This is a genomic window from Pseudomonas sp. N40(2020) (assembly GCF_014472415.1).
Classification (GTDB): Bacteria; Pseudomonadota; Gammaproteobacteria; order Pseudomonadales; family Pseudomonadaceae; genus Aquipseudomonas.
Genome location: NZ_JACSZV010000069.1, coordinates 1 through 18,191 on the forward strand (window position 1 = coordinate 1; position 18,191 = coordinate 18,191).

13 protein-coding genes and 1 rRNA gene are annotated in these 18,191 nt (G+C 59.5%); 9 read left to right on the top strand and 5 right to left on the bottom strand.

Features of this window, described 5'->3' with window-relative positions; all coding sequences use genetic code 11:
• The first annotated feature begins 42 nt into the window (after positions 1–42).
• From rrf to IAI51_RS27100, 7 genes are all read left to right on the top strand, one after another.
• Positions 43–158: ribosomal RNA gene (gene rrf, locus IAI51_RS27070) — 5S ribosomal RNA — on the top strand.
• Positions 159–313: 155 nt separating this feature from the next.
• Positions 314–3,766 (top strand): exodeoxyribonuclease V subunit gamma, encoded by a 3,453-nt coding sequence (gene recC / locus IAI51_RS27075; protein WP_187681264.1) that lies wholly within the window; start codon positions 314–316, stop codon positions 3,764–3,766.
• Positions 3,763–7,452 carry an exodeoxyribonuclease V subunit beta gene (gene recB, locus IAI51_RS27080; protein ID WP_187681265.1) on the top strand — a complete coding sequence of 1,230 codons (3,690 nt, stop codon included), beginning with the start codon at positions 3,763–3,765 and terminating at the stop codon, positions 7,450–7,452. Before recC ends, recB begins: the two co-directional genes overlap by 4 nt.
• Positions 7,449–9,554: an exodeoxyribonuclease V subunit alpha gene (gene recD, locus IAI51_RS27085; RefSeq protein ID WP_187681266.1), complete on the top strand. Its 2,106-nt coding sequence runs from the start codon at positions 7,449–7,451 to the stop codon at positions 9,552–9,554. The genes recB and recD overlap by 4 nt, the downstream gene beginning before the upstream one ends.
• 122 nt (positions 9,555–9,676) lie before the next feature.
• Positions 9,677–10,252 (top strand): YfiR family protein, encoded by a 576-nt coding sequence (locus IAI51_RS27090; protein ID WP_187681267.1) that lies wholly within the window; start codon positions 9,677–9,679, stop codon positions 10,250–10,252.
• Positions 10,249–11,517 carry a diguanylate cyclase domain-containing protein gene (locus IAI51_RS27095; protein ID WP_187681268.1) on the top strand — a complete coding sequence of 423 codons (1,269 nt, stop codon included), beginning with the start codon at positions 10,249–10,251 and terminating at the stop codon, positions 11,515–11,517. The genes IAI51_RS27090 and IAI51_RS27095 overlap by 4 nt, the downstream gene beginning before the upstream one ends.
• The gene (locus IAI51_RS27100; protein WP_187681269.1) at positions 11,517–12,017 is read left to right on the top strand and encodes an OmpA family protein; all 501 of its coding nucleotides are present in this window, start codon (positions 11,517–11,519) and stop codon (positions 12,015–12,017) included. The genes IAI51_RS27095 and IAI51_RS27100 overlap by 1 nt, the downstream gene beginning before the upstream one ends.
• On the opposite strand, the gene IAI51_RS27105 is transcribed toward IAI51_RS27100, so the two are convergent.
• Positions 12,014–12,961 (bottom strand): LysR family transcriptional regulator, encoded by a 948-nt coding sequence (locus tag IAI51_RS27105; protein ID WP_187681270.1) that lies wholly within the window; start codon positions 12,959–12,961, stop codon positions 12,014–12,016. The two genes, IAI51_RS27100 and IAI51_RS27105, sit on opposite strands and share 4 nt — an antisense overlap.
• A 149-nt stretch (positions 12,962–13,110) precedes the next feature.
• On the opposite strand from IAI51_RS27105, the gene IAI51_RS27110 reads away from it, so the two are divergent.
• Both IAI51_RS27110 and mmsB read left to right on the top strand, forming a co-directional pair.
• Entirely contained in the window at positions 13,111–14,637 is a 1,527-nt protein-coding gene (locus IAI51_RS27110; RefSeq protein WP_187681271.1) for a CoA-acylating methylmalonate-semialdehyde dehydrogenase, read from the top strand.
• Between the two features lie 10 nt (positions 14,638–14,647).
• A complete protein-coding gene (gene mmsB / locus IAI51_RS27115) occupies positions 14,648–15,535 on the top strand; it encodes a 3-hydroxyisobutyrate dehydrogenase (protein ID WP_187681272.1) in 888 nt (295 codons plus the stop codon).
• A 104-nt stretch (positions 15,536–15,639) separates the two neighbouring features.
• Here the strand turns inward: mmsB and IAI51_RS27120 are convergent, their stop codons facing one another.
• The 4 genes from IAI51_RS27120 to IAI51_RS27135 form a co-directional block, all read right to left on the bottom strand.
• Positions 15,640–15,990 (bottom strand): cupin domain-containing protein, encoded by a 351-nt coding sequence (locus IAI51_RS27120; protein WP_016770579.1) that lies wholly within the window; start codon positions 15,988–15,990, stop codon positions 15,640–15,642.
• Between the two features lie 106 nt (positions 15,991–16,096).
• Positions 16,097–16,462, bottom strand: a complete 366-nt coding sequence (locus IAI51_RS27125; protein WP_316249786.1) for a MerR family transcriptional regulator — start codon at positions 16,460–16,462, stop codon at positions 16,097–16,099.
• Positions 16,463–16,515: 53 nt separating this feature from the next.
• The gene (locus tag IAI51_RS27130; protein WP_187681273.1) at positions 16,516–17,091 is read right to left on the bottom strand and encodes an NAD(P)H-dependent oxidoreductase; all 576 of its coding nucleotides are present in this window, start codon (positions 17,089–17,091) and stop codon (positions 16,516–16,518) included.
• A 46-nt stretch (positions 17,092–17,137) separates the two neighbouring features.
• Entirely contained in the window at positions 17,138–18,019 is an 882-nt protein-coding gene (locus tag IAI51_RS27135; protein WP_187681274.1) for a LysR family transcriptional regulator, read from the bottom strand.
• Between the last annotated feature and the right edge of the window lie 172 nt (positions 18,020–18,191).

Below are 18,191 nucleotides of genomic sequence, written 5' to 3' on the forward strand. Positions count from 1 at the left end.
GCTGAAGCGAGGCCAGCTGGCCGCGACTCAGTACCCGAATTTCTTGACGACCATAGAGCATTGGAACCACCTGATCCCATCCCGAACTCAGCAGTGAAACGATGCATCGCCGATGGTAGTGTGGGGTTTCCCCATGTGAGAGTAGGTCATCGTCAAGATTAAATTCCGAAACCCCAATTGCGAAAGCAGTTGGGGTTTTGTTTTGCCCGCAGGAAAGTTCGTACAGCAATCACAGACGCCGTCCGGCTGTCATCACCTGCCGACAATGCTAAGGTTCTGACCTAGCTTTTGTACTTTTCTCCAAGGAAGTCTTATGCCGGACGCCCAGTCCCTCAACGCTGCATTCATGGTGGTTCAGAGCAATAGCCTGGACGAACTGCGCAGCCTGGTGGTCAGCATCATGCGGCGCTATCCACTGGCTCCCTTGGAAAATGAAATTGCCCTGGTACAGAGTAACGGCATCGCCCAGTGGCTTAAATTGGCCTTGGCCGAGGACCCTGAAGAAGACGGCCTTGGGGGTTGCGGTATCGCTGCGGCGATTGATGTGCAATTACCCGGTAGTTTCATGTGGCAGCTCTACCGCATGGTTTTGGGCCGAGATGAAATTCCAGCCAAATCCCTGCTCGATAAAGCCCCGCTGACCTGGCGCCTCATGAGGCTGCTACCTCAGGTTATCGACCGCGCGCATTTCGAACCTTTGCAACGTTTCCTGACTCACGACACTGACCTGCGCAAGCGATATCAGTTATCCGAGCGCCTGGCGGATCTGTTCGACCAATACCAGGTGTATAGAGCTGACTGGCTTGAAGATTGGGCTGAAGGTCGACATCAACTGCGTAACGTCAGAGGCGAAGTAAAGCCACTATCGCCCACCAGTTGCTGGCAGGCTGAGCTCTGGCGTGCGTTGTTGGAAGATGTGGGTGCCCAAGGTATGGCTCAGAGCCGCGCCGGTGTTCATCAGCGTTTTATCGAGCGCATCGGTAACCTCGCAGAAGCGCCAGCGGGGCTGCCTTCACGAGTGATCGTTTTCGGGATTTCTTCATTGCCGGCCCAAGTGCTTGAAGCATTGGCCGGACTCGCGCGTTTCAGTCAGGTTCTGCTGTGTGTCCATAACCCATGCCGCCATCACTGGGCCGACATCGTCGCTGACAAGGATTTGCTGCGTCACCAGTACAAGCGCCAATCGCGCAAGAGCGGTATGCCCGTAGTACTTGATCCTGAGACCCTGCATCAACATGCTCATCCTCTCCTTGCAGCATGGGGCAAACAAGGTCGCGACTACATCAACCTGCTCGACAGCTATGACGACCCCAACAGCTATCGCGCAGCCTTTCGCGACGGACGCATCGACCTGTTCAGCGAAACCCAGCCACATAATCTGCTCAATCAACTTCAGGACGACATCCTGGAACTGCGCCCACTCGATGAGACTCGCGAGCATTGGTCTGCGGTGGATCTGGCACACGACAAGTCGATCCGTTTTCATATCGCCCACAGCGCTCAACGCGAGGTGGAAATCCTTCACGACCAACTACTGGCGCGGTTCAGTGCCAATCCGGATCTACGCCCTCGCGACGTGATTGTGATGGTGCCGGACATCGACAGCTATGCACCTCATATCCGTGCGGTTTTTGGTCAGCTTGATCGCTATGACCCACGCTTCATCCCATTCACCTTGGCGGATCAGGGGCAGCGCGGACGTGATCCACTACTGATTGCGGTCGAGCACCTGCTCAAACTGCCGGACAGTCGTTTCCCCGTCAGTGAAATCCTCGACCTGCTTGACGTTCCCGCATTGCGCGCCCGTTTTGGAGTGGAAGAGCGCGACTTGCCGACGCTACACCGCTGGATTGAAGGCGCCGGTGTGCGCTGGGGCATGAACGCCCAGCAACGTGCCGGGCTAGGTTTGCCGGACGAGTTGGAGCAGAACAGCTGGCACTTCGGCCTGCGTCGAATGCTCCTTGGTTACGCGGTCGGTAGCTCAACAGACTGCGCGGGTATCGAGCCCTACGATGAAATCGGGGGGCTGGATGCCGCGTTGATTGGGCCCTTGGTAGCTTTGCTCGATGCGCTGGAACTCGCCCATCAGGAACTCACACAACCGGCTCAACCAAAAGAGTGGGGGCATCGCTTGCAGGCGTTGATGCAGCTGTTCTTCAAAGCCAGCAACGAGCACGACGATTACTTGCTCACTCAGCTTGAAGAGCTTCGCGAAACCTGGCTGGAGACCTGTGAGGCTGTAGGGCTTGAAGATGATCTTCCGCTTACCGTCGTTCGTGAAGCCTGGCTCGCCGGACTGGATCAGGGCCGTTTGTCTCAGCGCTTTCTTGCCGGCGCGGTGAACTTTTGTACGCTGATGCCCATGCGTGCCATTCCATTCAAGCTTGTCTGTTTGCTGGGGATGAATGATGGCGATTATCCCCGCGCGCAACCACCACTCGACTTCGATCTGATGGGCAGCGACTACCGGCCGGGGGATCGTTCACGGCGCGAGGATGATCGCTATCTTTTGCTCGAAGCGCTCCTGTCTGCACGCAACCAGCTCTACATCAGTTGGGTTGGCCGCAGCATTCGTGACAATAGCGAGCGACCTGCTTCGGTGCTGATCGGCCAGTTACGCGATCATCTCGCCAGCGGCTGGCGATCAATCGACGAAAGCCAGGATCTGTTAAGCGCCATGACGGAAGAACACCCGCTGCAGCCCTTCAGTGCGCGCTATTTCCACGAAGGCGATCAGTTGTTCAGCTATGCCAGCGAATGGCAGGTTTTGCATCAAAGCCACGAGAAACAAAACGAGGCGGAATTGCTTGCGCCCCACGTCCAGGAGGAGCCATTGAGTCTCACCCTGTTGCAGGACTTCTTGCGTAACCCGGTTCGGCACTTTTTCACTCAGAGACTCAAAGTGTACTTTGAAGCCGCGCAAGCGCCGCAGGCCGATGAAGAGCCTTTTGTACTGGATGCTCTGCAACGATATACGCTCAGCGACAGCTTGCTCGAAGCGGCGCTCAGGCAACCGGACAATGTCGATCAGGCACTGGAAGCCCAGGCCCGACGTCTGCAGAACAGTGGGTTATTGCCAATGGCAGGGTTTGGCGAGTGCCTTCAACGGGAACTGATCGAACCGTTACCCGACCTTCTGCAACGCTATCAGCAACTCCTGACCTTGTGGCCGACGCCGTTGACCAGTGCGACCCCGATCAGCCTCGAGTTGCAGGGCTTGCGTCTTGAAGGCTGGCTTTCGGCTTTGCATCAGCGCGCTGACGGAGGTCTGTTGTCGGTCACGACCATTCCCAACAGCATCGGCTCGATCAAAAGCCGCAAATGGCATCGACTCACAAAGCCCTGGGTCAATCACCTTGCGGCCTGCGCCAGCGGTCTCTCGCTGACCACGGCGTTGGTGGCCAGTGACGACACGTTGCTGCTTGAACCCATGGAGCAGGGGAGAGCCATTCGTTTCCTCGGGGATCTTCTACTCGCCTGGCAAGCGGGCATGCGCCAGCCTCTGCCGATCGCAGTGAAGACCGCTTTTGCCTGGCTGTCCCAAACCGACCCAGTCAAGGCCGAGGCCGCTGCCCGTAAAACCTACGAAGGCGATGGACAGACCAGTGAAGGCGAGCGCCGCGAAAGTCCTGCACTGTCCCGACAATTCACCGACTTCGTTGCATTACTCTCGGACGAGACCTTTTCAGGTTGGTGCGACGCCTTGTATCGTCCTCTGTTTGAAGCGCCCTGGCAGTCATTGTCCAGTGAAGGGGCGCGCTCATGAGCACGAAGACACCACTTGCGCTGGCATTCCCTCTGCGGGGCAGCCAGTTGATCGAAGCAAGTGCCGGCACTGGCAAAACCTTCACTATTTCTGCGCTCTACCTGCGGCTGATCCTTGGCCATGGTGGCGAGTCAAACGGCTTCGCCCGCGAACTGTTGCCGCCTCAGATTCTAGTGGTGACGTTCACCGATGCAGCGACCAAAGAATTGCGTGAGCGGATTCGCACACGCCTTGCCGAGGCCGCGCGATTCTTCCGTGACGAAACGCCAGCCCCTGATGCACTGATCGCTGAACTACGCGATCAATTCGACCCTCAGCAATGGCCCGGTTGCGCCAATCGTCTGGATATCGCTGCGCAATGGATGGACGAAGCAGCCGTCTCCACCATTCACAGTTGGTGTCAGCGCATGCTGCGCGAGCATGCTTTCGATAGCGGCAGCTTGTTCACCCAATCCCTGGAAACCGACCACAGCGATTTGCTCGGCGAAGTGCTGCGCGACTACTGGCGCCTGTTCTGTTACCCGATGCAAGGTGACGCCTTGAATTGGGTTCGCAGCAATTGGGGGGGGCCTGCGGCTTTGTTACCTCGGGTGCGCGGTTTGTTCGCCAGTGAGCGCGACAGCGATGAAGGCAAAGCTCCGGCAGAGCTGATCGAAGAGTGCTTGCAAGAGCGCCGCGCAGCTTTGATCGAACTGAAAATGCCATGGCGGCAATGGGCCGATGAGTTGCTCGCGATCTGTCATCAGGGCGTTACCAGTAAAACCGTCGACGGTCGCAAGATGCAAGCACGGTACTTTGAACCGTGGTTCGAAAAGCTCAGGACCTGGGCCGAAGACGAGTCCCTGGAACAACTGGACATTGGCACCGGATTCACGCGACTGACGCCCGACGGGATGGCCGAAGCCTGGAAAGGCCAAGTCCCGAGCCATCCGGGACTCGACGCGATGCCGGGGCTAAAGTCGAGCCTCGATTCTTTGCCAACTCCCGATGCGGCGGTGTTGCAGCACGCCGCCAAATGGGTAGGGGCGCGCTTCGAAGAAGAGAAACGTCGCCGCGCCGAGATGGGCTTCGACGACATGCTGCTGCGCCTGGATGCGGCGCTGCAATCGGAGGGCGGCGAACGTCTCGCAACGCTGATCCGCGAGCAATTCCCGGTCGCGCTGATCGACGAGTTTCAGGACACCGACCCGGTGCAATACCGCATCTTCGAAAGCATCTACCGCATCGAAGAAAACAATCCCGATACTGGTCTGTTTCTGATCGGCGATCCCAAGCAGGCGATTTACGCTTTTCGTGGCGCAGACATCTACACCTATTTACGCGCTCGCCAAGCCACTACCGGTCGGCTGCATACGCTGGGCACCAACTTCCGTTCCAGCCATGGCATGGTGACAGCGGTCAACCATTTATTCGAGCGCGCTGAGTCCCGAGAGCAGGGACGCGGTGCGTTTTTGTTCCGGGAAAAAAGTGGTGAAAACCCTGTACCGTTTCAACCGGTGGAATCTCAGGGTCGTAAAGAAAAACTGCAGATCGCCGGACAGGACGTCGCGGCGCTGAATGTCTGGCACTTGTCCACCGATCAACCCCTGTCAGGCGCGGTCTACCGTCAACAGTTGGCAGCTTCCTGCGCGAGCGAAATCACCGCTCTGCTCAATGGCGGGCAAACCGGTAGCGCCGGGTTCATTCAGGATGGCAAAGCCTTCAGAGGCCTGCGACCGTCCGACATCGCGATCCTCGTACGTGACGGAAAAGAGGCCCAGGCTGTTCGCGGGGAACTCGCCAACCGCGGTGTGCGCAGCGTTTATCTGTCCGACAAGGATTCGGTTTTCGCGGCTCAAGAAGCTCACGACTTATTGTCCTGGCTCAAGGCCTGCGCCGAGCCTGATGTCGAACGTTCCCTGAAAGCGGCGCTGGCCTGTATCACCTTGAACCTGCCGTTGGCAGAGCTCGAACGCCTGAACCAGGATGAGCTGGTCTGGGAAACTCGCGTCATGCAGTTCCGGGGCTATCGCGAGCTTTGGCGCAAGCAAGGCGTACTGCCGATGTTGCGGCGCCTGCTGCATGACTTCCACTTGCCGCAGAACTTGATTGCACGTAGCGATGGTGAGCGTGTGCTGACCAACCTTTTGCATCTGTCGGAACTGATGCAGCAAGCCGCCGCCGAACTGGATGGTGAGCAAGCGTTGATCCGTCATCTGGCCGAGCTTCTGGCGTTGTCCGGTCAGGCCGGCGAAGAGCAGATTCTGCGCCTGGAAAGCGACGAACAACTGGTCAAAGTCGTGACCATCCACAAGTCGAAAGGCCTCGAATATCCGTTGGTGTTTTTGCCCTTCATCTGCTCGGCAAAACCAGTGGACGGTAGCCGATTGCCGCTGCATTACCACGACGCTTCGGGCAAGGCTCAAGTGAGCTTGAAGCCAACCCCCGAGCTGATTGCGCAAGCGGACGATGAGCGTCTGGCCGAGGATTTACGCTTGCTCTACGTCGCCCTGACCCGGGCGCAACATGCTTGCTGGCTCGGGGTGACGGATCTCAAACGGGGCAACAACAATAGCTCCGTTCTGAATCTTTCTGCGCTGGGTTACTTGCTGGGTGGTGGCGACTCCTTGAAGGAGTCCATCGGACTGAGTCGTTGGCTGCAAGATCTGCAACAAGACTGCACGGCCATCAGCATGGGTGAAATGCCGCAACCCACCGACGAGCATTACCAGCCACCGCGCAATGACTCGGTCCTCAGTGCCACTCTGTTACCCAAGCGCAAGGCCAGCGAAAACTGGTGGATCGCGTCATACAGCGCATTGCGCATCAGCGACGTATTGAGTGTCGGCAGTGATGAAGCGCCGGACAGTCCTCAGGCCCAGAAGCTGTTCGATGACGAACGTCTCGACCCCGATGCTCCGCGAGAAATCATTGCCGGTGGTGCCGATATCCATCGCTTCCCTCGTGGCCCAAATCCGGGAACGTTTCTCCATGGTTTGCTGGAGTGGGCGGGTGACGATGGTTTCGCCGTTACCCGTGAGGCATTGGAGGACGCGATTGCCCGGCGTTGTAATTTGCGCGGCTGGGAGGGCTGGATAATTACCCTGACTGACTGGCTGCAACACTTGCTCAAATCCCCGCTACTGGTTGGTGGCGGGCAAGCACCGGTCATTCTTGAGCAACTGAAACAGTACCGGGTCGAAATGGAATTCTGGTTCGCCAGCCATAAAGTCGACGTACTCAAACTCGACGAGCTGGTGCGCCAGTACACCCACAATGGCGTGGCGCGGGTGGCGGCCGAACCGGTGCAGCTCAATGGCATGTTCAAAGGCTTCATCGACCTGACCTTCGAGCACGACGGCCGCTATTACGTGGCCGACTACAAATCCAACTGGCTGGGTGCCGATGACCTGGCCTACACCGAACAGGCCATGGAGCAGTCGATCCTCGAAAACCGCTACGACCTGCAATACGTGTTGTACCTGTTGGCGTTGCATCGCCAGCTCAAGGCACGACTGCCCGACTACGATTACGACCGGCATGTCGGTGGCGCGCTGTACCTGTTCCTGCGCGGTACTCGCGCGGACAGTCGCGGTGTTTACTTTGCCCGTCCGCCGCGTGAGCTGATCGAGCGTCTTGACCGGATGTTTCAAGGCAAACCCGAACCCAAAGCCGAACCCGCATGGGAACAGGGAGTCTTGCTATGAGCCGCACCTTCGACGATCTCTTACCGACGCCGCTGACTGCGGACAGCCTGTCTTCACTCTCGCCACTGACGCGCTCCGATGATCTGCTGTTGCTGCTCACCCGGTGGGTCGAGCGAGGCTGGCTGCGTGCGCTGGACAAAGCATTCGTCGCGTTTCTTCACGAGCTAGACCCCGATACTGATCCATTGGTGTTGCTCGCCGCCGCACTGACCAGCCATCAACTCGGTCATGGCCATGTATGCCTGGATCTGTTCGAAACCCTCAAAGCGCCGGATTTCGCCCTGTCGCTACCGCCCGAAGGCGATGTACAAGGCGGGGTGCTGTTGCTGCCTTCGCAATTGCTGGAGGCGCTCGACGGTGCGCATTGGTGCAAAGCGCTGGCAGGCAGCCCGTTGGTTGCATTGTCGGCTGATAGCAGTGATTCCGCACAGCAACGTCCACTGGTGTTGTCCGGCAAACGGCTTTACCTGAGACGCTATTGGACCTATGAGCGCCGCATCGATACGGCGTTGCGCCAACGCCTTTCTCAAGGCGAAGCCACGCCAATCGATCTACCACAACGGCTGAACGGATTGTTCGGAGTGGCCAAAACCGACGATGTGATCGACTGGCAGAAACTCGCCTGCGCCATCGCGACATGCGGAGCCTTCAGCATTGTCACTGGCGGCCCGGGCACCGGCAAAACCACCACGGTGGTGCGTTTGCTGGCATTGCTTCAGGCGCCAGCGGTGGAGGCGGGGCATCCGTTGCGAATTCGTCTGGCGGCGCCGACTGGCAAAGCGGCGGCACGGTTGACCGAGTCCATCAGTCAGCAAGTGCAATCGCTGAAAGTCGCTGAAGACGTGCGGGCCAAAATCCCCTGCGACGTGACCACGGTGCACCGCTTGCTCGGTAGCCGTCCCGGCACCCGACACTTCCGCCACCATGCCGGCAATCGCTTGCCACTGGATGTGCTGGTGGTCGATGAGGCCTCGATGATTGACCTGGAAATGATGGCCAATCTGCTTGATGCCTTGCCGGCCCATGCGCGATTGGTGTTGCTGGGTGACAAGGATCAACTGGCTTCCGTAGAGGCCGGAGCGGTGCTGGGAGATCTGTGCCGCGACGCCGAAAGCGGTTGGTATAGCCCTCAGACGCGGCAGTGGCTTGAGTCGGTAAGCGGTGAAACCTTGCAGGGCAGTGGTTTGCATGAAGACGTCGACGGCACCCATCCGCTTGCGCAACAAGTGGTGATGTTGCGCCACTCCCGGCGATTCGGCGAAGGAAGTGGTATCGGCCAACTCGCGCGGCGGGTCAATCAACAGTTGCCGGATGAGGCGCGTCAGTTGCTGGCGGCAGGGCACTATGACGATGTGTATTCGTTGCCGCTTAAGGGCGAGGAAGATCACAAACTCGAACGCCTTCTGCTTGAGGGCCATGACGATGGCCCGCAAGGTTATCGGCATTATCTGAGTGTTTTGCGCAATCAGCGCCCACCGCTCGGCAGGCCGCTCGAGCATCCGGACTGGGTCGATTGGGCCCGTGAAGTATTGCAAGCGTTCGACACCTTCCAGTTGCTGTGCGCCGTGCGCAAGGGCCCGTGGGGTGTTGAAGGTTTGAACCAGCGCATCACGGCCGCACTGCTCAAGGCTCGCCTGATCGAAAGCGACCAGCAATGGTACGAGGGCCGCCCGGTGTTGATGACCCGCAACGACTACGGTCTGGGTTTGATGAACGGCGATATTGGTATTGCCTTGAAACTCCCCGAGCGCGAAGGGCCTGACGCTGGCAAACCGGTGTTGCGCGTGGCCTTCCCGCGTAACGATGGTCAGGGCGGCGTGCGCTTCGTGTTGCCGAGTCGGCTCAACGACGTCGAAACCGTGTACGCCATGACCGTGCACAAATCCCAGGGCTCGGAGTTCGCCCATACCGCGTTGATCCTGCCGGACGCGCTGAATCCCGTGCTGACCAAGGAGTTGATCTACACCGGTATCACCCGGGCCAAGCACTGGTTCACCTTGATCGAGCCGCGCGCCGGGGTCTTTGAAGAGGCGGTGCAGCGCAAGGTAAAGCGTCTTAGCGGGCTTATGCTGGAACTGGAAGAGGGCGCTGAGGTTCGGTGAGGATGAACGCTGCGATCTGGGGCGATTACTGACCAGCCAGTCAGGAGTCGCTGTCTCGCTGGTGATTCAGCGCTGTGCTATCGTTGCGGCATCATTTCGTTACGATCCAAGAGAATCCCTGCATGAAGGTGGCTGTCTGGGCGACAGATCGCGTGGTTGGCTGCAAGCACGCTGTGCTTGTCGGTCTGCTCTGGTTGTTGACGGGGGCAGCCGTCGCACAATCGCCAACGCCGACGGGCATGGCCGAGCAACGTGCCCAGTCTGTCACCAAAGTCGTGCTTGGTATTCTCAGCTACGCGCGTTGGCCGGTGGAGCCTGCGCAGTTGCGCCTGTGCATCGTCGGCCCTACCGAATACACCGACGACTTGGTCAAAGGCACTACACAAGCCACTGGCCGGGCGGTCATCGTGCGACGACTGTTGGCGGATAACCCGGCCATCATCAGCGAATGCGATGCGGTGTACATCGGCAAACTCACGGCGGATGAACGCAGTCGCCTGTTTACCTCATTGATTGGCCATCCGGTGCTGAGCATCAGTGAAAGTGACGATCAGTGCACGGTTGGCAGTCTGTTCTGCCTGCGGGTTGGCGACGATCAGGTGTCTTTCGAAGTCAATCTCGACTCCGTTGCCCGCAGCGGTGTGCGCATTCACCCAAGCGTGCTGCAGTTGTCGCGCCGCAAACCGGCGGCGCCATGAAACTGTTCAGTTCCAAAATCCGCCCCACGCTGGGCTCGGTCATCGGTCGCGGGCATTTGATTGTTGCGCTGGTGGCCGTGGCTATGGCCAGTGTCTCGTTGACCCTGCTGGGGGTTCTGGCGCTACGGGTTTACGCCGATCACAACTTGCACCTGATCGCCCGCTCGATCAGTTACACCGTCGAAGCGGCAGTAGTGTTCAACGACAAGTCTGCTGCAACTGAAGCACTGGCGCTGATCGCCTCCACCGAGGAGGTGGCCGATGCCCAAGTGCTCGATGCTAAGGGCCAGTTGCTCGCACGTTGGCAGCGACCGGAAAACGGTCTGTTCTCCGAGCTGGAAATGCAGGTCACCCGCACCCTTCTGGAGAAACCGGTCAGCCTGCCGATCGTGCACCAGGATCGCGAAATCGGGCGCGTCCTGCTCACCGGTCACGGCGGCAGTCTGATGCGCTTTCTGCTCAGCGGTCTGGCGGGAATCATCCTCTGTACTGCGATCAGTGCCTGGGTCGCGCTCTATCTGGCGCGTCGGCAACTGCGCGGCATTACTGGCCCGCTGCGCAGCCTGGCTGCTGTGGCTCACGCTGCTCGCAGCGACCGAGCGCTGGACCGTCGCGTGCCGCCCGCGAAGATCGCCGAACTCGACAACCTTGGCAACGACTTCAACGCCTTGCTCGACGAACTGGAATCCTGGCAAACCCATCTGCAAAATGAAAATGAAACACTCGCCCACCAAGCCAGTCACGACAGCCTGACCGGCCTGCCGAACCGCGCCTTTTTCGAGGGCCGATTGATTCGCGCGCTGCGTAATGCCAGCAAACTCAACGAGCGGGTGGCGGTGCTGTTTCTCGACAGTGATCGGTTCAAAGGCATCAATGATAATTTCGGTCATGCCGCCGGTGATGCGGTGTTGGTGGCGATCGCCAGTCGGGTGCGCGCGCAACTGCGCGAGGAAGATCTGGTGGCGCGATTGGGTGGTGACGAGTTCGCCGTCTTGCTCACACCGCTGCACAAGGTCGAAGACGCCGAACGCATCGCCGACAAGATTCTGGCCAGCATGGACATGCCCATCGTGCTACCGGATGAGTCTAGTGTCATGACGTCGCTCAGTATCGGCATTGCGGTTTACCCCGATCATGGCGCTACGCCGGGTGGCTTGCTCAATGCTGCCGATGCGGCGATGTATCAAGCCAAACGCTTGTCGCGCGGCGCCCAATTCACGGCCGGGTCGGAGCACCCGGTCGATCCCGTGCAATCCAGGAGCTGATGCCCGTGTTCACACTTCCAACTCGATTTTTTTCCGCTTTGCTGTTGATGGCCGCACTGGCCCTGACCGGTTGCCAGACCGCACCGCAAAAAGGCCTGACCCCGGCGCAAGTCACCGTGCTCAAACAACAAGGCTTTGAGCTGACCGACGAGGGCTGGGAGTTTGGCCTGTCCGGCAAAGTGCTGTTTGGCAGCGATGTCGAAAGCCTGAACAACCAGAGCACCGAGATCGTCGAACGTATCGGCAAGGCGTTGTTGGGCGTCGGCATCGAGCGCGTGCGGGTCGATGGCCACACCGATGCCTCGGGCAAGGAAACCTACAATCAGCAACTGTCGCTGCGCCGAGCCAAAAGCGTCGCCAAAGTGCTGGGCACGGTCGGCATGAAGCAAGAGAACATTCAACTGCAAGGTCTGGGCAGCAGCGAACCGGTGGCCTCCAACGACACCCCGGAGGGCCGCACGGAAAACCGCCGAGTGTCGATTGTGGTCAGCGCCGATTAATCGGCGAACTGCATCTCGCGGGTCTGCCCCATCAACAGACCCTGATTTCGCTCGGTCACCTCACGGATGTAATCCCACAACAGGGTGATCCGCTTGAGCTTGCGCAGGTCCTCCCGGCAGTACATCCAGAACTGCCGGGTGATGTCGATTTCATCTGGCAGCACTGGCAGCAGGCGCGGATCCTGCGCGGCGAGGAAGCACGGCAGAATCGCCAGTGAGCGCCCTTGCTGCGCCGCGACGAATTGCGCGATCACGCTGGTGCTGCGCAAATGTGCGTTGGCGCCGGGCAGCACGTTTGCCAGGTAGAGCAGCTCCGAGCTGAACGCCAGGTCATCCACGTAACTGATGAATTGATGCTTGCTCAAATCCGCCGGGCGGCGGATCGGTGGGTGTTTGTCGAGGTAGTCCTGGGTCGCGTACAGCTGCAAACGGTAGTCGCAGAGTTTGCAGCACACGTATGGCCCGTGCTCCGGGCGCTCCAGGGCAATGACGATATCGGCCTCGCGCTTGGACAGGCTGATGAAGTGCGGCAGCGGCAGGATGTCCACTGAGATCGCCGGGTAAGCGTCGACGAAATGGCTTAACTGCGGGGTGATGAAAAAACTGCCGAACCCTTCGGTGCAGCCCATGCGCACATGCCCGGACAGCGCCACGCCGGAGCCTGACACCTGCTCGCAGGCCATATGCAGCGTGCTTTCGATCGACTCGGCATAACCCAGCAAGCGCTGGCCTTCGGTGGTCAAGACGAAGCCGCTGGTGCGCGACTTTTCGAACAGCAATGTACCCAGCGCCGCTTCCAGCGAACTGATCCGTCGCGACACCGTGGTGTAGTCGACGGCCAGCCGTTTGGCGGCGGTGCTGGCCTTGCGGGTGCGGGCGACTTCGAGGAAAAACTTGAGGTCGTCCCAGTTCAGCGAACCTAGAGAGGTGATGTTTTTTTGCATGATGGACGGGCTTATATGTGCGTTCTTATTAGAAGTTTGCACATCTATACTCCAAAAACAGTCCGACAACCAATTCGTGACACACGCCTCATCTCAAGGCGAACCTTTCGCCTTGGCTCCTACGATAAAAACAAATTTCGGAGACCAGCATGAACGCATCGCTTACGCCCAACGAAACCACGGTCCAGAAGGTCAAGCTGCTGATCAACGGCGAATGGGTCGAGTCGCAGACCACCGAGTGGCACGACATCGTCAACCCGGCGACCCAACAAGTGCTGGCCAAAGTCCCGTTCGCCACTGCCGCTGAAGTCGATGCCGCCGTAAGCGCCGCGCAGCGCGCCTTCCAGACCTGGAAACTGACCCCGATCGGCGCACGCATGCGCATCATGCTCAAGCTGCAAGCGCTGATCCGCGAGCATTCCAAGCGCATCGCCGTGGTGTTGAGCGCCGAGCAGGGCAAAACCATTGCCGACGCCGAGGGCGATATTTTCCGAGGTCTGGAAGTGGTCGAGCACGCTTGCTCCATCGGCAGCCTGCAGATGGGCGAGTTCGCCGAGAACGTGGCGGGCGGCGTTGATACCTACACCCTGCGTCAGCCAATCGGTGTCTGCGCCGGCATCACACCGTTCAACTTCCCGGCGATGATTCCGCTGTGGATGTTCCCGATGGCCATCGCCTGCGGCAACACCTTCGTATTGAAGCCTTCGGAGCAGGATCCGTTGTCGACCATGCTGCTGGTGGAACTGGCCATCGAGGCTGGTGTTCCGGCCGGTGTACTCAACGTGGTGCATGGCGGTAAAGATGTGGTGGATGGCCTGTGCACGCACAAGGACATCAAGGCTATTTCGTTCGTCGGTTCGACCGCTGTCGGCACTCATGTCTACGACCTGGCCGGCAAGCACGGCAAACGCGTGCAATCGATGATGGGCGCGAAGAACCACGCCGTGGTGCTGCCGGATGCCAATCGCGAGCAAGCACTGAACGCCCTGGTCGGTGCCGGTTTCGGTGCTGCCGGGCAACGCTGCATGGCGACTTCGGTGGTGGTGCTGGTCGGTGCGGCGAAACAATGGCTGCCGGATCTGAAAGCGCTGGCGCAGAAACTCAAGGTCAACGCCGGCAGCGAGCCGGGCACTGATGTTGGCCCGGTGATTTCGAAAAAGGCCAAGGCGCGGATTCTCGACCTGATCGAAAGCGGCATCAAAGAAGGCGCCAAGCTTGAACTGGACGGTCGCGAGATCAGCGTGCCGGGTTACGAGCAAGGCAACTTCGTCGGCCCGACCCTATTCTCCGGGGTGACGACCGACATGCAGATCTACACCCAGGAAATTTTCGGCCCGGTGCTGGTGGTGCTGGAAGTCGACACCCTCGATCAGGCCATTGCGCTGGTCAACGCCAACCCGTTCGGCAACGGCACTGGCCTGTTCACCCAAAGCGGTGCGGCGGCGCGCAAATTCCAGACTGAAATCGACGTCGGTCAGGTCGGCATCAACATCCCGATTCCAGTACCCGTGCCGTTCTTCAGCTTCACCGGTTCCCGTGGTTCGAAACTCGGCGACCTCGGCCCGTACGGCAAGCAAGTGGTGCAGTTCTACACGCAGACCAAAACGGTCACGGCGCGCTGGTTCGATGACGACAGCGTCAACGACGGCGTGAACACCACCATCAACCTGCGCTGAGGAACGAGCCATGAAAATCGCATTTATCGGTCTGGGCAACATGGGCGCGCCGATGGCACGCAACCTGATCAAGGCCGGCCATTCGCTGAATCTGGTCGACCTGAACAAAACCGTGCTGGCGGAACTGGAGCAACTGGGCGGTACCATCCGCGCTTCGGCCCGCGAGGCTGCCGAGGACGCCGAACTGGTGATCACCATGCTCCCTGCCGCTGTGCATGTGCGCAGCGTCTGGCTCGGTGAGGAGGGTGTCTTGGCCGGTATCGGCAAAGGCGTGCCGGCAGTCGATTGCAGCACCATCGATCCGCAGACCGCTCGCGATGTGGCGGCGGCCGCTGCGAAACAAGGCGTGGCCATGGCCGATGCACCGGTCTCCGGCGGCACGGGTGGCGCGACCGCCGGGACACTGACCTTCATGGTCGGCGCCACCCCGGAGCTGTTCGCTACCCTGCAACCGGTGCTGGCGCAGATGGGCCGCAACATTGTCCATTGTGGCGAAGTCGGCACCGGGCAGATCGCCAAGATCTGCAACAACCTGCTGCTGGCGATTTCGATGGTCGGCGTCAGTGAAGCCATGGCGTTGGGCGATGCACTGGGGATCGACACCTCGGTGCTGGCCGGGATCATCAACAGCTCCACCGGTCGCTGCTGGAGTTCGGAAATGTACAACCCATGGCCGGGCATCGTCGAAACGGCGCCGGCCTCGCGCGGATATACCGGCGGGTTTGGTGCGGAGTTGATGCTTAAGGATCTGGGCCTGGCCACGGAAGCGGCACGTCAGGCGCATCAACCGGTGGTGCTTGGCGCGGTGGCGCAGCAGTTGTATCAAGCGATGAGCCAGCGTGGGGACGGCGGGAAAGACTTCTCGGCGATCATCAACAGCTATCGCAAGCCGCAGTAATCATTTGTAGAACGGTGGCGAGGCGTCTTGCCACCGTGTCCAACCTTCAGATGCAGTAGGTGTTGCCGGGAAATCACGTCGGGTGATCTCCCGGCTTTTTTGCATCAGGCGAACACGAAATATTTGCGCACGGTCTCGACCACTTCCCACGTGCCTTTCATGCCCGGCTCGACCACAAAGATATCGCCGGCGCGCAGATGAATCGGTGCCATGCCATCCGGCGTGATCACGCAGTAACCTTCCTGGAAATGGCAGTACTCCCATTTCACGTAATCCACGCGCCACTTGCCCGGGGTGCAAATCCACGTGCCCATGATCTTGCTGCCGTCTTCGCTGGTGTAGGCGTTGAGGTTGACGGTGTGCGGGTCGCCTTCGAGTTTTTCCCATTTGCAGGCGTCGAGTACCGGCAGTGGGTGGGTGTCGCGCAGAACGGTGATAGGGGCGGTCGCGGTCATGAGAACTCCGGGCGGTTGGCTGTGAACTGAAGTCGCACCCTATAGCGCCCGGTCGCGGGTCAGTTGTCTGTGCTCGACATCGAGCTGCTCAGAAACGCGCTGACTGTTATAGCTTTTCCAACGGGCAACTGACCCTGGCCTGTTCGAGGCTGGATTCGAACACTTCAAGTTGCGCGTATTGCCGGGTGAGTTCGCTCAGGGCCGCGCTGATTTCGCGTTTCTTCATTTCGATAGCTTGTCGGGCTCGCTCCCACGGCATCGCCTCACCGTGATGCTCGGCGAAAATCACCTGCAACTCCTTGAGCCGGAAACCCATGTCTTTGGCGCATTTGATGAAGATCAGCAGCTCGACACTCTGTTGATCGTAGAGGCGGTAGTTGCCCTGTCGCCGGGGCGTGGGCAACAGACCAATCGACTCATAGTGACGGATGCTTTTGATGGTAGTGCCGGAGCGTTGCGCGGCTTGGCCGATTTACATAAAAGTCCTTTTTCAGTGTGTAACTGTGTGGCGCATTATCAGCACACTCAGCGACTCGCGATAGCCTGCACCTGTCGCAACCAGGCGTGTCGCTGCTGATCGCTTGAGCCCAGCACCGGGCCGAACGTGAGCGTGCGCAGTGGTTTGATGCCGCAGAAATCAAGGGTGGTTTTGCGTACCTGATGCAGCCCGGGCATGCGATAAAACCAGCGGTAATACCAGGGCGGCGTGTCCATGGTCACCAGCAAATCCGCAGTGCGCCCCTTCAGCAATTTGTCGGGGAAGGCTTTGCCTTTGCGGTATTTGAAGGCGAAACCCGGCAGCAACACCCGATCAAAAAAGCCTTTGAGCAGTGCCGGTATGCCGCCCCACCAAATCGGGTAAACCAGGGTCAGATGTTCGGCCCAGAGGATGTCGGACTGTGCTGCGCGCAAGTCATCTTCCAGCGCCTGAATCTGTTGATAACCCTCGCGCAACACCGGGTCGAAGTTCAGTTCCCCCAGCCGCAACTGGCGCACTTCATGTCCGGCATCGAGTGCCGATTGTACGTACCCATCGGCGAGTGCGGCGCACAAGCTTGACGTCGAAGGATGGCCGAGAATCAGCAGAATGCGTTTGCCCATGGTCACTGTCCTTGCTGATGAAAAAGCCAAGGATGAAGTCTGCCCCTTAGGGGAGAGTCAAGGCGTGCAGCAGGGCTTTGGCGTAATTGGGCAGGGCGCTGAAATCCCTGGCGCACAACATCAACCTACGACGCGCCCACAGCTCATCGAGGGCGATGCTTTTGAATGACTGCGGCTTTGCGCGCTCAACGGCGGCCAGCGGCACGATGGCCAACCCGGCGCCACGGGCGACCATGCGGATCACGCCATCGAAACCATCGGCGCGGATGCGGATCTGCATGCGAGTGCCGCTGTGCAGGGCCTGTTCTTCGAGGTAGATCGCGAGTGCGCTGTCGGCGCTCAGTCCTACGAAGTCATGGTGCAGGGTGTCGCTGAAACTGACCTCGGCGGCGTCGGACAAGGGGTGGTCGAGGGGCAGAATCAGCACCAATGGATCGTCGCGAAACGGCTGGGTCTGTAAGTCGCTGGTGTCGACCGCGTCGGAAACAATCCCGAGATCCGCCGCGCCCTGGCGCAAGGCGTGAGTAATGCGCGCGCTCGGCAACTCTTGCAGATCAATGTCGAGGTTGGGATGACCGCACAAGAAGTCCGCCAGCACTTCCGGCAGGTATTCGGTGATCGCGGTGGTGTTGCACAACAAACGCACCTGACCTTTGACGCCTTGGGCGTATTCGGCCAAATCCTGCTGCATGCGTTCGGCCTGTTGCAGGAGGATGCGGGCGTGCTGTGCCAGCGCTTTGCCGGCCGCTGTCGGGGTAACGCCGCGACGGCCGCGCTCCAGGAAATCGGTGCCCAATGAGGCTTCCATGGCGCGAATGCGTGCGCTGGCGGCGGCGAGGGACAGATGGCTGCGGGCGGCGCCGGCGGTGATATTGCCGGTGTCGAGGATGTGCAGGTAGAGGCGCAGGTCGATGAGGTCGAAGTGCATGGTGGCAGCCCATGATTTTGTGGTGTCTGAACTGGCCCCATCGCTGCATTGGTATCTACACATCTCCCGATCCTGGTCTATAAAAGGACGGCATGGATATCAAATGACCGGGCTAGATGCCCGACTGACAAAACGATACGACGAGTTAGTCATGGGACACAGTAATGGACTA

What these genes read in the sequence shown, in the direction of transcription:
- recC (WP_187681264.1), top strand. Translation starts at nt 314, where the DNA reads ATGCCGGACGCCCAGTCCCTCAACGCTGCATTCATGGTGGTTCAGAGC.
- recB (WP_187681265.1), top strand. Translation starts at nt 3,763, where the DNA reads ATGAGCACGAAGACACCACTTGCGCTGGCATTCCCTCTGCGGGGCAGC.
- recD (WP_187681266.1), top strand. Translation starts at nt 7,449, where the DNA reads ATGAGCCGCACCTTCGACGATCTCTTACCGACGCCGCTGACTGCGGAC.
- IAI51_RS27090 (WP_187681267.1), top strand. Translation starts at nt 9,677, where the DNA reads ATGAAGGTGGCTGTCTGGGCGACAGATCGCGTGGTTGGCTGCAAGCAC.
- IAI51_RS27095 (WP_187681268.1), top strand. Translation starts at nt 10,249, where the DNA reads ATGAAACTGTTCAGTTCCAAAATCCGCCCCACGCTGGGCTCGGTCATC.
- IAI51_RS27100 (WP_187681269.1), top strand. Translation starts at nt 11,517, where the DNA reads ATGCCCGTGTTCACACTTCCAACTCGATTTTTTTCCGCTTTGCTGTTG.
- IAI51_RS27105 (WP_187681270.1), bottom strand. Translation starts at nt 12,961, where the DNA reads ATGCAAAAAAACATCACCTCTCTAGGTTCGCTGAACTGGGACGACCTC.
- IAI51_RS27110 (WP_187681271.1), top strand. Translation starts at nt 13,111, where the DNA reads ATGAACGCATCGCTTACGCCCAACGAAACCACGGTCCAGAAGGTCAAG.
- mmsB (WP_187681272.1), top strand. Translation starts at nt 14,648, where the DNA reads ATGAAAATCGCATTTATCGGTCTGGGCAACATGGGCGCGCCGATGGCA.
- IAI51_RS27120 (WP_016770579.1), bottom strand. Translation starts at nt 15,990, where the DNA reads ATGACCGCGACCGCCCCTATCACCGTTCTGCGCGACACCCACCCACTG.
- IAI51_RS27130 (WP_187681273.1), bottom strand. Translation starts at nt 17,091, where the DNA reads ATGGGCAAACGCATTCTGCTGATTCTCGGCCATCCTTCGACGTCAAGC.
- IAI51_RS27135 (WP_187681274.1), bottom strand. Translation starts at nt 18,019, where the DNA reads ATGCACTTCGACCTCATCGACCTGCGCCTCTACCTGCACATCCTCGAC.